General features: G+C 37.6%; 14 protein-coding genes. 3 read left to right on the plus strand and 11 right to left on the minus strand.

What is annotated here, in order from left to right; genetic code table 11:
* Positions 1–4 precede the first annotated feature (4 nt).
* The gene (locus AC3ITD_RS09410) at positions 5–994 is read left to right on the plus strand and encodes an aldo/keto reductase (protein WP_489366656.1); all 990 of its coding nucleotides are present in this window, start codon (positions 5–7) and stop codon (positions 992–994) included.
* Between the two features lie 66 nt (positions 995–1060).
* Here the strand turns inward: AC3ITD_RS09410 and AC3ITD_RS09415 are convergent, their stop codons facing one another.
* From AC3ITD_RS09415 to AC3ITD_RS09440, 6 genes are all read right to left on the minus strand, one after another.
* Positions 1061–1990 carry an NADP-dependent oxidoreductase gene (locus AC3ITD_RS09415; RefSeq protein WP_489365956.1) on the minus strand — a complete coding sequence of 310 codons (930 nt, stop codon included), beginning with the start codon at positions 1988–1990 and terminating at the stop codon, positions 1061–1063.
* Positions 1991–2169: 179 nt separating this feature from the next.
* Positions 2170–3330 carry a DUF3095 family protein gene (locus AC3ITD_RS09420; RefSeq protein ID WP_489365958.1) on the minus strand — a complete coding sequence of 387 codons (1161 nt, stop codon included), beginning with the start codon at positions 3328–3330 and terminating at the stop codon, positions 2170–2172.
* 62 nt (positions 3331–3392) lie between these two features.
* Positions 3393–3587: a hypothetical protein gene (locus AC3ITD_RS09425; RefSeq protein WP_056850135.1), complete on the minus strand. Its 195-nt coding sequence runs from the start codon at positions 3585–3587 to the stop codon at positions 3393–3395.
* A gap of 387 nt (positions 3588–3974) precedes the next feature.
* Positions 3975–4271, minus strand: coding sequence for a Dabb family protein (locus AC3ITD_RS09430; RefSeq protein ID WP_489365961.1), 297 nt, complete (start codon positions 4269–4271; stop codon positions 3975–3977).
* Between the two features lie 51 nt (positions 4272–4322).
* Complete coding sequence (gene ligD, locus AC3ITD_RS09435; RefSeq protein ID WP_489365963.1) at positions 4323–7022, minus strand: DNA ligase D; 2700 nt, start codon at positions 7020–7022, stop codon at positions 4323–4325.
* Between the two features lie 10 nt (positions 7023–7032).
* The gene (locus AC3ITD_RS09440; RefSeq protein WP_489365965.1) at positions 7033–7206 is read right to left on the minus strand and encodes a DUF3606 domain-containing protein; all 174 of its coding nucleotides are present in this window, start codon (positions 7204–7206) and stop codon (positions 7033–7035) included.
* A gap of 203 nt (positions 7207–7409) precedes the next feature.
* Here AC3ITD_RS09440 and AC3ITD_RS09445 point away from each other — a divergent pair, with 203 nt between their 5' ends.
* Positions 7410–7631 carry a DUF3606 domain-containing protein gene (locus AC3ITD_RS09445; RefSeq protein WP_265801480.1) on the plus strand — a complete coding sequence of 74 codons (222 nt, stop codon included), beginning with the start codon at positions 7410–7412 and terminating at the stop codon, positions 7629–7631.
* A 9-nt stretch (positions 7632–7640) separates the two neighbouring features.
* The gene (locus AC3ITD_RS09450; protein ID WP_265801482.1) at positions 7641–7841 is read left to right on the plus strand and encodes a hypothetical protein; all 201 of its coding nucleotides are present in this window, start codon (positions 7641–7643) and stop codon (positions 7839–7841) included.
* Positions 7842–7875: 34 nt separating this feature from the next.
* On the opposite strand, the gene glgX is transcribed toward AC3ITD_RS09450, so the two are convergent.
* The 5 genes from glgX to AC3ITD_RS09475 form a co-directional block, all read right to left on the minus strand.
* Complete coding sequence (gene glgX, locus AC3ITD_RS09455; protein ID WP_489365968.1) at positions 7876–10002, minus strand: glycogen debranching protein GlgX; 2127 nt, start codon at positions 10000–10002, stop codon at positions 7876–7878.
* 117 nt (positions 10003–10119) lie between these two features.
* Positions 10120–11256, minus strand: coding sequence for a serine hydrolase domain-containing protein (locus AC3ITD_RS09460; RefSeq protein WP_489365970.1), 1137 nt, complete (start codon positions 11254–11256; stop codon positions 10120–10122).
* Between the two features lie 30 nt (positions 11257–11286).
* Positions 11287–11733: a VOC family protein gene (locus AC3ITD_RS09465; protein WP_489365972.1), complete on the minus strand. Its 447-nt coding sequence runs from the start codon at positions 11731–11733 to the stop codon at positions 11287–11289.
* A gap of 47 nt (positions 11734–11780) precedes the next feature.
* On the minus strand, positions 11781–12587 hold the full coding sequence (locus AC3ITD_RS09470) for a competence protein CoiA (RefSeq protein ID WP_489365974.1): 807 nt from the start codon (positions 12585–12587) through the stop codon (positions 11781–11783).
* 11 nt (positions 12588–12598) lie between these two features.
* Complete coding sequence (locus tag AC3ITD_RS09475) at positions 12599–12913, minus strand: hypothetical protein (protein WP_265802069.1); 315 nt, start codon at positions 12911–12913, stop codon at positions 12599–12601.
* Between the last annotated feature and the right edge of the window lie 365 nt (positions 12914–13278).

Raw genomic sequence — 13278 nt, forward strand, 5'->3', positions numbered from 1 at the left:
AATGATGAACAATATTGTATCAGATAATCGCTACGACAAAATGTTATATAATCGTTGCGGTAATAGCGGATTGAAACTACCTGCAATTTCCTTAGGGTTATGGCACAATTTCGGGCATGTTAATGTTTTCGAAAACAGCAAAGAGCTTATTTACACCGCTTTCAACAACGGCATTACACATTTTGACCTTGCGAACAATTACGGACCGCCGCCGGGATCAGCCGAAGAGGTTTTTGGTAAAATTCTTCATCAACACCTTAAAGGCTATCGCGATGAAATGGTAATCTCGAGTAAAGCCGGTTATCATATGTGGAATGGCCCCTATGGTGAATGGGGATCGAAAAAATATCTGGTTTCCAGCCTGGATCAAAGTTTAAAAAGAATGAAACTGGATTATGTGGATATTTTTTATCACCATCGCCCAGACCCTGAGACGCTATTGCAAGAAACCATGGACGCTTTAAGTTTGATGGTAAAACAAGGGAAGACCTTATATGTTGGCATCTCCAACTATAGTGCAGAAGAAGCTGCTGCTGCAATTAAAGTCCTAAAAGAAAACGGAACGCCTTGTCTCATTCATCAGCCGAAATATTCCATGTTTGAGCGCTGGGTAGAAAATAGTTTACTGGACGTATTGGAGGAAAATGGTGTAGGCTGTGTTCCTTTTTCACCTCTAGCACAAGGTTTATTAACCGATAAATATTTGCATGGTATTCCAGCCGATTCAAGGGTGGCCACAAGTGGGATTTTCTTAAAAGAAACCAATATTACTCCAGAAAAACTAGCAGTAGTTACTCAATTGAATGAGTTGGCAAAATCTCGTGGACAAAAACTTTCGCACATGGCACTTTCGTGGATCTTAAAAGATAAGCGGATTACCAGCGTTTTGATTGGCGCCAGCAAACCAGAACAAATAACAGATTCAATTAAAGCTTTGGACAACACTACATTTAGCGACGAAGAGATTAAATTAATTGATGAGATTTTGAAATAACTTTAACGAAAAAGCACCAAGTGATTTAATCAATTTGGTGCTTTTTTATGTTTTAGGTTATTTATTTTAAATCACCTGCAAAACAATTTTACCTCTCGCATGCCCATTTTCACTTTCGATATGTGCTTTTCTAGCATCGGTTAGCGTATAAATGGTTTCAATAATTGGCTTCACTTTTCCATTGTCTATCATTTCACCAATCTCCTTCAATTGATTGGCCGTAGATTGAGCAGTAAAACCAATGAGGTGCACTTTTTTCGCCTTGGCTTCAGCTACATATTCCGGTGCCAAAACAGTAACTAATCTGCCACCTTCTCTTAAGACATCGAGAGATTTCAGTTGCGTTTCTCCGCCAATCGTATCGAAAACAAGATCGATATCGCTTAACTCTTTTTCAAAGTCGTCCATGTTATAATCAATCACCTCATCGGCGCCCAATCGCTTTAAAAAATCGATATTATAATCAGAAGATGTTCCAATTACGTACGCCCCTATCGCTTTAGCAAATTGAACCGCATAGGTACCAACACCGCCAGCAGCTGCATGGATTAAAACTTTTTGCCCTTCTTTTAATAAACCGTGATCAAACAGACCTTGCCAGGCAGTTAAACCAGCCAGCGGAACTGCTGCTGCCTCGGTATGGCCAATACTTAAGGGCTTTATGCAAATGGTATTGGCTTTGACAACAGCATATTCTGCGTAGGTTCCATTTTTTGTTAAATCCGGCCTACCAAAAACCTCATCTCCTTTTCTAAATGTTCCCACTTTTTCGCCCAATTCTTCTACTACTCCAGAAAAATCCCAGCCAATGGTTAGCGGAAAGGTTGAAGGAAATTTTTCTTTGCTTAAACCGGCCCTGATTTTCCAGTCAACAGGATTAACACTTGTAGCATGAATTTTAACTAGTACTTCGTCTTTACCTGGCTTTGGTATGTCAACATCATCAATAGATAAAACTTCCGGACCACCAAATTCATGGATTCTAATCGCTTTCATAGGTTGTTATTTAATATGAGTTATTTGATTGCAATTCTGCAGGTTTTAAACTGCTGTAACATCTGGCAAAAAAACCTAATACGATTTCAGCCCTTATAATTCTAACAACCCAGTACAAAAAATTGTGTTCGATAATTTTTCTTTATCGTTTGGAAAGATCCTTTTTATCTAGACAAAGATTATTGCATGTCTTTAATTTTCGCCTTCAAAACTGCTGCAGCCTTGGTGTAACCACCTTCTGCACCATCAACAAAATGGATATGGTCATCTTCTAAATCGCGTACGTAGCATGACATTACCGATTCGCCGCTAACATAGATTCCGTATAAAATTTCGCCATTTTTTTCCAGGAGGTCTAATGCCTTTTCAAGCTTGGTCCGTTGCAGCTTAGTACCTGTAATTACTGTATTTAACCTTCCATCGATCACCAAGGTATCCGACATTTCGACCATTTGATTTAAATACTTTTTGCCGCTTTCTGTTCGAAAATAAATGTATCCATATGCGTTGATGAACCAGGTTTTAATAAGTTCGAAAAACTTTATTTCACCCAGCCGATGCCGCATTTCTCTACCCAGATTGTTGAAACTTGTTCTAAAAATCAGTTTAGGAATAGAAATAGGTTGGCGCTTTTCCGGAGTACCATAAATGATATCCAGCTGTCTTATCACATGGCTTAATACTTCCGCTTGCCGATTAAGGTTTTGTGCAACGGCGATCAAAGTAACTACCTCCTCACTATTTTCGGGTGGTTGAATTTTGTCCCAGCGACATTGCATCCCACTCAAATCCAGTTCTTCATCGAAAGCATCATCTTTGGCAAATAAGTAGTTTTCTCCTTTGATAATTTTTTCTGCATAATCCAATCCGTTTCCCAGAATGATGGGAATGGAGAAAACTTTCGAGATACTGTATCGGCTAATATTTAATAGATGGCCTAATTCGTATATTTCTTTAACCGGAACGATCCCCGCACGAAGATCTAAATTGAAATTTTGCAAGGTATTTCTTCTGTAAACCTGCAAGGCGCTCATTGCTTTATCTACAATAAGTGCAGGAACAATAAAAGTTGCGCCATCTCCACCAAAGAAAAATGGTATGGCAATATTTGCCTTAAAAGCGATATTGAGCACAGTAACAATGCTTCCGGTTGCAATAAGGTTTACATTTTCGTGCAAGCCAGCATTAACTGCTTGCGTAGAACTTTTAATATCAGTAATGATAATGTGCCAGTCAGTTGGAACTTCTTTAAATAAATCTTTTCTCAACAGAAGTTGATGCAGAGGCGTTTTGTGAATTTGAAGATTGGAATAAAAATGATCCTGATCGGTTGTTATCATAAAAACCAATATAGTGAGATAATTTACGAAACTGATGCAAAAGCATTTGAATATTTTACAGTTTACACAATCATCAAAATAGTATGTTGTTTGTGAAGATAAAAATAGTAGTGAAACTGCTTATTACAACTAATTTTTTCTATCTCTATAACCTTTCCGCTATGACCAAATTCATCAGCAATAAGATCGCCTATCTTAATATTTTCAAGCTGCAAAATGTTTATTGAAGCTCGTTTTAGGAGTTTTAATTTATCCATGATTGCCCTTTTTCAATATTTACGTTGAGCAAAGTAATATGGATTTGCGGAATTAAAGCTTACCTATTATTGAGTAGGGTTAATTTTACAAAGATTGATATTTATGTAAAAAAACTTGCCGTGATTATCACTTCGGGATAGGCAGCTAAAAATGAATGTGGCTTAAAATTGCAGATTATAAGTAAAAATCTATTTTTGAGTTCAAAAAGATAAAATGATATCTGAAAAAGCGTCATTCCCGCGAAAGCGGGAATCTTAATGCTTCATGAAAAGCGAAAAGTCTTTTTAATACATTAGGATGCCCAGTCAAGCTGGGCATGACGGAATTGCAAATTAAATGTTAAAGTAAATACTGAATTGGTAATTGCAATCCAACTTTCTTAAATCTTAATGTGCGTCGTAAATGATCACTTTATCGAAGAAGATTTTGAACTCATCTAGAAAAGCTTTATGCAACGGGTGAACCTGGTAAACATCATGTGCGGCTAAATCTTCGAAAAACAAAATCAAACTGAATGTATAAGTAGTATCTACAACAGCCCTTTCGATAGGTGCAGGCGTACCTACGTGGAAGTTTTTCACCACTTCAATATTCTCTAATGTTTGTAGGCTTTTACGGAATGCAGTTTTCTGTTCGTCGGTGGTATCGGCTTTAAGCCAAAATAAAACGTGGTGGGATATCATTATTTTCTATTTTTTTCCCAAATATAATAAATTGCAGAATGATCATTAGACTTAGCCGAAAACACTTTTAGCCTTGCTAATGGCTTTCTTTAAATCAATTCCTTTTCCTAACACGCCTTTAAAAAGATCGCCTTCTACTTTTAACCGATCTATTGCGTTAAAAATATTGAAGTCCTGCATCTTTAATCCTGGCTTAACCTCATCCCAATGCAAAGGCATAGAAACGGTTGCCCCAACTCTTGGTCGGAGGGAATATGGCCCCGCAATGGTAGCACCTGGCCTGTTTTGCAAAAAATCTAAGTACATTTTACCTTTTCTGGCCGAGATCATGCGCTCTAAGGAAGTATATTCCGGTATTTGATCATGCACCAAGTTAACAATAATTTTAGCAAACATCTGGCTCTGATCGTAACTGTACTTTGCGTTTAGCGGAATGTAGATATGCATACCCGTTGAGCCTGAGGTTTTGCAGAAACTCGGTACGTCTATCGCATCCAATACCTTTTTTGTTTCTAATGCCGCTTCTACCACCTGATCAAAGGAATGCTTATCCGGATCAAGATCAATTACGCAATAATCTGGATTATCGGGACTTTGAACGCGGCTAAACCATGGATTCATTTCAATGCAGCCTAAACTGGCCATCCAAAGCAAGGAAGCTTCATCAGTGCCCACCAGATATTCTTTCTTCTCTCCTTCGCCGTTTTCATAAGGAAAAGTTTTTGCCCAATCAGGCGCTTTTCCCTTAACATCTTTTTGGTAGAAACTTTTGCCATGAATGCCCCCTGGGAAGCGATTTAGCGACTGTGGCCGATCTTTCAAGTATGGAAGGATATACTCGGCGGCCTGGTAATAATAATTAAACATGTCCCTTTTCGTCACCTTATCTTCGGGCCAGTAAATTTTACTTAAGTTGATAAATTTTAGCTCGTGCCCTTTAATCTTCCGCACTTGTGTTTCATCTTTCGGATTAAGCAGCGTTTTTTTATCTTTTCCTTTTGGTGGATTGATGGCTTCCGAATGTGTTTCTTTTTGATCTGATGCCTGATCTATGATCGCTTCAGTAGGAACTTCTGTTTCCCTAACCACATCCGCCGCTTTTTTATCCTCACGCATGCCTTGAAAAGACGGGTGACGAAAAACACCATCATCGGTAATTTCAGTAAATGCCACTTCGCAAACAAGTTCTGGTTTTAGCCATGTAGCTTTTGCTTTTGGAGGATTTGGGCGAAACCTTGATGGTTTGTTTACATCAGGCAATTCATCAAAAGGGATTTTATCAATAATTAGTTTGTCGAACTGCTTCACCAACTCCTTTTGCAGTTTATCCGAAAAACCTGTCCCAACTTTACCTACATATTGAAGCTTTTTATTTTCATAAACGCCAAGGAGCAAAGAGCTAAAAGATTTAGAGGTGTCTTCATTTTTGGTGTAGCCTGCAATAATTACTTCCTGGCGTTTATGCACTTTAATTTTCAACCAATCTTTTGATCGGCGATCGGCCACATAAGTACTTTCAATTTTCTTTGCAATGATACCTTCCAAACCCATTTTCTCGGCTGCAGCGAAAAAATCTATTCCGCTGGCCTTAAAAACCTTACCAAGGCGAACCCGATCATCATCTGTTGGCAAAACTTCGTTTAAAATAGCCTGCCTTTGATAAAGTGGTAACTCCATTAAATTTTTACCCTCATACCAAAGCAAGTCGAACACGTAAAATACAAGCTCCCCGTCAGCCTCGCTTCTCCAGTTTTGTAATGATCCGAAGTTCGAAATTCCTTTTTCATTCAATACTAAAATTTCGCCATCCAAAACCGCATTGATGCTCCATTCTTGAAGCAGATCGTATATCGGGTAAAATTTTTCGTTGAACGATTTGTTATTTCGGGAAAGAAGATTCACCTGCTTTTTATTGATAAAGGCCAAAGCACGATAACCATCCCATTTTACTTCGTATTGCCAGTCCTCATCATCAAAAGGTTCATCAACCAGTGTGGCCAGCATGGGCTTTATATTTTTGGGGATTGCTGTTTTTGGTGCCTTTTTTAAGATTTCCTTCGGATCTAGCGCTACAGTTTCACCGACTTCTTTAGTCTTCTTTTTTTTAGATTTTACAGGATTTTTTTTCTCAGGCTTTAGTGTCTGTTCCTTCCCATCTTTCCAAACCTTTTCAGAAGATTTTTCCATTCCTTCAATGGTTTTACCAGATAAAACCGATTTGTCTTGTTTTGTAATGTCTTTGGTTGAAGCAAAATCGTCTTTATGTTTAATCAATAACCAACCGTTTTCGCCCATTCCATGGGTTTTAACTAAGGCAAATTCACCTTTCAACTTTTCGCCGTTCAATTTTATTTTAACCGAACCAGCCTCCAATTGCTTGAGTAAATGTTTCTCTTGTGCTTTTTTGCCTTTGATATCTTCGATAGGCTCGTAGGTTCCCTCATCCCAAACAATTACTGTTCCTCCCCCATATTCTCCCTGTGGAATAATACCCTCGAAATTTCTATAATCAAAGGGATGATCTTCAACCATCATCGCCAATCGTTTATTTTTTGGATCTGTTGAAGGACCTTTAGGGACTGCCCAACTCTTTAATACACCATCCATTTCCAACCTAAAATCATAGTGTAAACGAGATGCATCGTGTTTTTGGATCACAAACATCAATTTGGTTTTACTCTTACTCCTACCCGATTTCGGTTCGGTTGTTTTTGAGAAATCTCGTTTAGCTACATACTTTTCCAGGCTCATAATTATTATTTTACTTTTTCAAAAAATTTTCAACGGCAGTAACTGATGTGCCAACCGTTTCTACCGCAGCCTTAAGTTTATCTTTGCTCATTGCAAATTTGTTAGACCAATAATCTAGCTCATAACCTTCGTTGATGTAGATTCTGCTGCGATCAGCACCACCTGTTTTAGTTTTATCATCCATAATAATTTTGATTAGATAACAATTAAACAGTGCTTTAAACCAAAAAGTTTTAAACGCACATAGCCGGCTTTCTATCTCAATTAGACATTTATATCACCTAAAAAACATAAATAATCACTTCTCAAATAAAAAATTCATTTCTCAAAACTAAAGCGACAGAGATAGTGTTTTTAATATATTATCACTAACCAATTTATAAACCTATGATATACCAAAACATTTCGACAACAGCGAGGAAAGAAGTGGTTGAAATTGCCGATGAGCAAGATCGCAACTACTGGGCAACAAGACTAGGCGTAAGCAGCGAGAAATTAAAGTCTGCCGTTAAAGCGGTACAAAGCATGGAATTTTCTAAATTAAAGGATTATTTAAGCTTAGAAAAAATTAAATCTGCAAGCACTTATCAACGTTTCGTTAACCATTAAAATTTTGAAATGGATAACAAATTTGAAGCTAGAAAACATCAGGTTGAACCTGATGCCCTAATAACAGATTGTGCTCATTTGATTGATTTACCCCCTCAAGCCAGCGTTTTCTCTAAGAAAATTACTGATAATGCTGTTCGCAACCCAAAAGCAACAATTAAAATATTAACTGTTTTTAATCCCAAAAACGGTTTATCAAATTTACTTTAAATGCTAAGCAGGTTCCTTAAAACCTGCTTTCTTTTTATGCTGATTTGAGAACGGTTACGGATCTTCCGGCAACTTCTAACCCTTCAGATGCAGTAAATAAACCGAGGCCATCTTTAGCAATTTCACCAGTCGCAGTATCTAAAACTTTCTTCCAGCTTTTCCCATATTCTTCCTGTGGAAGTTTATAATCTAAAGCTTCGTAATGTGCATTGAAAATGATAAAAAAGTGGTTATCGAGAATATCTTCGCCCATCGGGCCTTTACTTTGTATTCCTTCTCCGTGAAAGTAAATTCCAATTGAACGGGCAAAATCTTTTTCCCAGTTATGTCCTTTCATAGGATTTCCATCAGGTGTAAACCAGGCAATATCTTTTATGCCATCCTCACCTACTTCTTTACCAATAAACCACTTTCTCCTTCTTAAGCTGGGGTGATTTTGCCTCAATTGAATCAACTCTTGTGTAAAATTTAATAATGATTGATCGGCATTTGCCCAATCCAGCCATGAAAGCTCATTATCCTGACAGTAGGTATTGTTATTTCCTTGCTGGGTTTTCCCCATTTCATCTCCAGAAACAAGCATAGGGATTCCCTGCGATAAAAATAGTGTCGCCAAGAAATTGCGCTTCTGCTGCAGTCGTAGGTTGATGATTTCCTCGTTATCAGTTTCTCCTTCTACCCCACAATTCCACGATTTGTTATGGTCTTCGCCATCATTGTTATCGTCTAAGTTGGCCTCATTGTGTTTATGATTATAAGAAACCAAATCATGAAGCGTAAAACCATCATGCGCCGTAATAAAGTTAATACTCGCAGTTGGGCGGCGATAATCTTCTTTGTATAAATCCGGGCTTCCGAGAAATCGCTGTGCAAATTCGCCAAGCATATTCGGGTTGCCACGCCAATAATCACGCATTACATCCCGATACATGCCATTCCATTCGGCCCATCCAGGAGGAAACTTTCCAACCTGGTAACCTCCCTCTCCCACATCCCAGGGTTCGGCAATCAACTTGGCCTGTGAAATCACTGGGTCTTGGTGGATAATATCAAAAAATGCACTTAACCGGTTAACTTCATGTAATTCCCTGGCTAAAGTGGAGGCCAGATCAAATCTAAAACCATCAATATGCATCTCCAAAATCCAATACCTCAAACTATCCATAATAAATCGGAGCACGTTCGGTAACATCGAATTTAGCGTATTTCCAGTGCCGGTATAATCTGTATAATACCTTTTATCGTTTTCCAATCTATAATAGCAGTGGTTATCGATCCCTTTAAATGATAAGGTTGGGCCAAGGTGATTTCCTTCTCCTGTATGATTATAAACTACATCTAAAATCACTTCGATTCCAGCTTTATGTAAAGCCTTTACCATATCCTTAAACTCGCGAACCTGATCGCCCCGAATATCTGAAGAAGCATATCGAGAATCGGGGGCAAAAAAACCGATGCTATTGTAGCCCCAATAATTTGTTAATCCCTTTTCTTCGAGGTGATGATCAGAAATAAATTGATGTACAGGCATAAGTTCGACCGCCGTTACACCCAAATTTTTTAAGTAGTTGATCGATACCGGATGAGCAAGCCCTGCGTAAGTTCCCCTCAAATTTTCGGGGATATCGGGGTGGGTTTTTGTAAAACCCTTAACATGCATTTCATAGATAACCGTTTGATTATAATTAATTTTTGGGTGCCTATCATCTTCCCAATCATACTTTGAATCAATCACAACAGACTTGGGCATGTATGCTGCACTGTCCGCTTCATTGAAGCTCAGATCCATTTCTTCTGATCCTAACTGATAACCAAAAAGAGCTTCGTTCCATTTTATATTGCCGGCAATGGCCTTAGCATAAGGATCTAGAAGTACTTTGTTGCCGTTAAAACGATGGCCTTGCGATGGACGGTAAGGTCCGAATACCCGATAACCGTATAACTGCCCTGGCTTTATATCAGGGATATAGCAATGCCAGATTTGGTGCGACCTTTCCTGAATATTAATTCTCACCGTTTCTTCTTCAGCATGTTCATGATCGAAGAAACACAACTCTACAGCGGTTGCGCTTTCAGCATAAAGCGCAAAATTAACGCCGTTTCCATCCCATGTTGCGCCCAAAGGATAAGCTTCCCCGGGAAATTGTAAATATTCAGCCATACTATAAATCTGATCGTTCGTAAATCACAACTCGTCTTTGATTTAACAATCCGTTTGACTTATGAAATGTTTTGAAAATTTATCATCGACAAAAAGCTAACTAAACTGAGAATAACCTTATTTAACAAAGTTTTGATAAAGGCTATTGATGGCATCGCGACTGAAATCAGGAAAACCATCTGTGTAGGTAGGATTTATCCCATTGGTAATAATGACAAAACCAAACTTTTCTTTTGGATTGAAAAACATCGTACTATAAAGCCCGTAAGCCGATCCGGTATGACCCTTTAACTTAACATTTGGAATAAAATTATCGGCACTTCTGATTGCTAATCCGTAACTTTCATCAGCCGTAATAGCAGTTTGCATCAATTTCGAATGCTTTTTTGAAATAAGCCTTACTCCATCTGATTGACCATAATTCATATGCATCATCATGTATTTTGCCAAATCTGTTGCCGATATTTTCATTCCTCCGGTTGGAGAGAATATGGGTGTAGAATAGCCCATAACGTAATTTTTAATTTCAGTTCTGCGTGGTGCATACGCTGCTGTTGCGTTGGTAAATTCGCTCGTCTTCGAGTTGTATTCGTAAAGCTTCACAAATCGGGTGCTATCTAACGAATCTACACAGTAACCGCCATAAAGCCCCAAGGGCTTTAAAACATGATTTTTAACGTAATTATCGAATCGCTTACCAGATTTCTTCTCTATAATCGCTCCAATGATATTGAAATTCAAATTACAGTAATCGAACTTGCTTCCTGGAGCATAATCATTGTAACACTTGTCCCAATTTGGATTTTTGTCCGGATTAATCAAATCGAGGTTTAAGTATCCCTGAGAATCATTAAGACTCGAGGTATGCGAAAGCGCCATTTTCAATGTTATTTTTTGATCTGGATATTTCGGGTTTCTGATCTTAAACCCTACTAAATCTCCAAAATCGTCATCCAGCGAAAGTTTACCCGCCTCTACCAATTGCATAATGGACGTTGCCGAAAAGGATTTTGAAATAGAAGCAATACGAAAAATATCGCGATCGGTCAGCTCCGTTTTTTTATCTAAATCTTTTAGTCCAAAAGAGTGTGTATAAATTATTTTCCCGTTTTTTACTACCGCCACTGAAGCACCTACCGCATTAAATTTTTGCATTACAGCCTTAAAATCAGCTTCTGCTTTTTCATTTTGCGCATAAATAGTCGTGCTGATCCATAACAACACGAACATCATCTTTAAAGAAATTTTAATCATAAGTTGGAAATTATAATAGCGTAGAAATATTTATTTAGCGTCGTTTACCTCCAGCCAATGACCATCGGGATCTTTGAAATAAATCTGTTTTACTCCATCAAGCCTTAAGTTGATGGCGCCAACTTTACCCGCCCAATCTTCAAACGGAATCTTTTTATTATTCAAAGCGGAAATAAATTCATCGATTGATGAAACGCTGAAACACAAATGATCATTTCTATCAAAGATTTGATTGGCCTTTTGACCCTCAATTAAATGAAGTGCACCAGCATTTCCCAGTGAGAACCAAGTATGCTTGCCATCTTTAAATGGTTCTGGAATTACTTTTAGACTAAAAACAGTTTGATAGAAGCTTGTCGATTTCGTTAAATCGTTCACGTAAACAGCGATGTGATTAATTACAGCTGGTTTCTGAGCCATGGTTTTTGATACAATAATTGCTAAAAATAAGAATGTGATTGAAGATATTCTTTTCATACCTAAAGATCAAAATATTAGTTTAACAAGTGCAAAGATTTAACTTTTTATTGTGCAACAATATCATTGAAAGACTTGCCGGATGCTGTTTCTAATTTAACATCCTTTCCCAATTCACTGTATTTAGCGATAAATGCTGTTTTATTAATCAGCTGCAAATAGTTGTAATCGGTGGAGATTTGATGGCGCTTTCTTAATCGGTATAAAAAATGGCCACCAAAATCGATGAAAATTGGACACGAAGCATTTAGCCATGCTCTGTGCGCATTACGCCAACTAAAAGAATAAAAATCAGATGAGACTGGGATTGATTTTAATTCCTTATGGTAAAAATTTAGCACTTCTGGTTGAGGATTTTTAATTAGAGCATCGATTTTACGGATGACCGATAAATGCTCAGAAGCGCAAAATTCAAATGGATCTAATAATGGGCTAAGCGGATTTGGAATGGATTTTAAGATTTTGAAACCTTTAAACTTCAAACCATTTACCACCCAGATTAACTTGGGATAAAATCGTTCTCTTGATTGAAGCTCTTCGGTGGTTATGGGCGAATTTTGAAGTTCGATGGTTAGACCTGATGCCGTATGGATATCTGCCCGATGAAATTCGTTCAAAGACTCGTCATAAAAGCTTACTTCACGAAATTCGGGTGCAAAAATTTCTTTCCATTGGCGATGCCACAAAGTTTCGCTTTCCCACCAGGAATCGCAATGGCTAAGAGAAACATGTGCCCAATGATGGATTTTTATAAATCCACATTTTGCAATTACTTTTTGCCCACAACCTAAACAAACGGCACTTTTGCCTTTTAAAGCTTCAACCCGATTTCCGTTTAACAACGCAAACTGCATGATTGATGTAACTATTCGTTGCCTTTAAAAATATTCATTACGGCAGTTTTCCATTGAATGTATCCTAAATCGCCACAAACTTTTGCTACAAATCCTTCCACTTCATCAGGTACATCATTTACTATGCGCCAACGGATTTTATATTTTGGGTTATAGCTAATATAAACGACCACATCATCAGTACGTTGTCCCACAGATTGTAAAGCCTGCAAATGAATATCTCTTAAGTCATCGGCTGCGTTTTTCAATCGCTCATTCATGATTTTCCCTAAAGAAAGATCTGGTTTAAAATCTGTTTCTAATATTGCTAAAACTGTAACAGTCATATCACTCCTCTTCGTTTGAAAGCCTTATAAACAGCTTTCTTCCTTAATTGTTTAATGAATCGCCAGTAGCGAATTAAACAAATTTATACTAAAATAATTAGCAAACAAAAATATAAACAGTTATTTTTATCGCTTAAACATCAATCGATTTAAACCAATTGATTTACAGAAGAATAAAAATTAATAAGGGAAGAAAATTTAAGCAAACAAAAGGAGATTAACTTTTAAATCGTTCTCCTTGGAGGTCAGGCTAATCATCATATTGGTTTAAATTGTATTTGAAATCATGAAAATAGCAAGTCATGATTAAACTACAAATGTGAATAAATCGGCTTGTAATCAGGCAAAGCTTTAGTGACATTCTG

Source organism: Pedobacter sp. KH_004, from assembly GCF_057840755.1.

Coding starts and splice junctions, on each gene's coding strand:
- AC3ITD_RS09415 (WP_489365956.1), bottom strand. CDS start 1,990: ATGAAAGCGATTAGAATCCATGAATTTGGTGGTCCGGAAGTTTTATCT.
- AC3ITD_RS09450 (WP_265801482.1), top strand. CDS start 7,641: ATGGATAACAAATTTGAAGCTAGAAAACATCAGGTTGAACCTGATGCC.
- AC3ITD_RS09470 (WP_489365974.1), bottom strand. CDS start 12,587: ATGCAGTTTGCGTTGTTAAACGGAAATCGGGTTGAAGCTTTAAAAGGC.
- glgX (WP_489365968.1), bottom strand. CDS start 10,002: ATGGCTGAATATTTACAATTTCCCGGGGAAGCTTATCCTTTGGGCGCA.
- AC3ITD_RS09410 (WP_489366656.1), top strand. CDS start 5: ATGAACAATATTGTATCAGATAATCGCTACGACAAAATGTTATATAAT.
- ligD (WP_489365963.1), bottom strand. CDS start 7,022: ATGAGCCTGGAAAAGTATGTAGCTAAACGAGATTTCTCAAAAACAACC.
- AC3ITD_RS09430 (WP_489365961.1), bottom strand. CDS start 4,271: ATGATATCCCACCACGTTTTATTTTGGCTTAAAGCCGATACCACCGAC.
- AC3ITD_RS09475 (WP_265802069.1), bottom strand. CDS start 12,913: ATGACTGTTACAGTTTTAGCAATATTAGAAACAGATTTTAAACCAGAT.
- AC3ITD_RS09465 (WP_489365972.1), bottom strand. CDS start 11,733: ATGAAAAGAATATCTTCAATCACATTCTTATTTTTAGCAATTATTGTA.
- AC3ITD_RS09460 (WP_489365970.1), bottom strand. CDS start 11,256: ATGATTAAAATTTCTTTAAAGATGATGTTCGTGTTGTTATGGATCAGC.
- AC3ITD_RS09420 (WP_489365958.1), bottom strand. CDS start 3,330: ATGATAACAACCGATCAGGATCATTTTTATTCCAATCTTCAAATTCAC.
- AC3ITD_RS09440 (WP_489365965.1), bottom strand. CDS start 7,206: ATGGATGATAAAACTAAAACAGGTGGTGCTGATCGCAGCAGAATCTAC.
- AC3ITD_RS09445 (WP_265801480.1), top strand. CDS start 7,410: ATGATATACCAAAACATTTCGACAACAGCGAGGAAAGAAGTGGTTGAA.
- AC3ITD_RS09425 (WP_056850135.1), bottom strand. CDS start 3,587: ATGGATAAATTAAAACTCCTAAAACGAGCTTCAATAAACATTTTGCAG.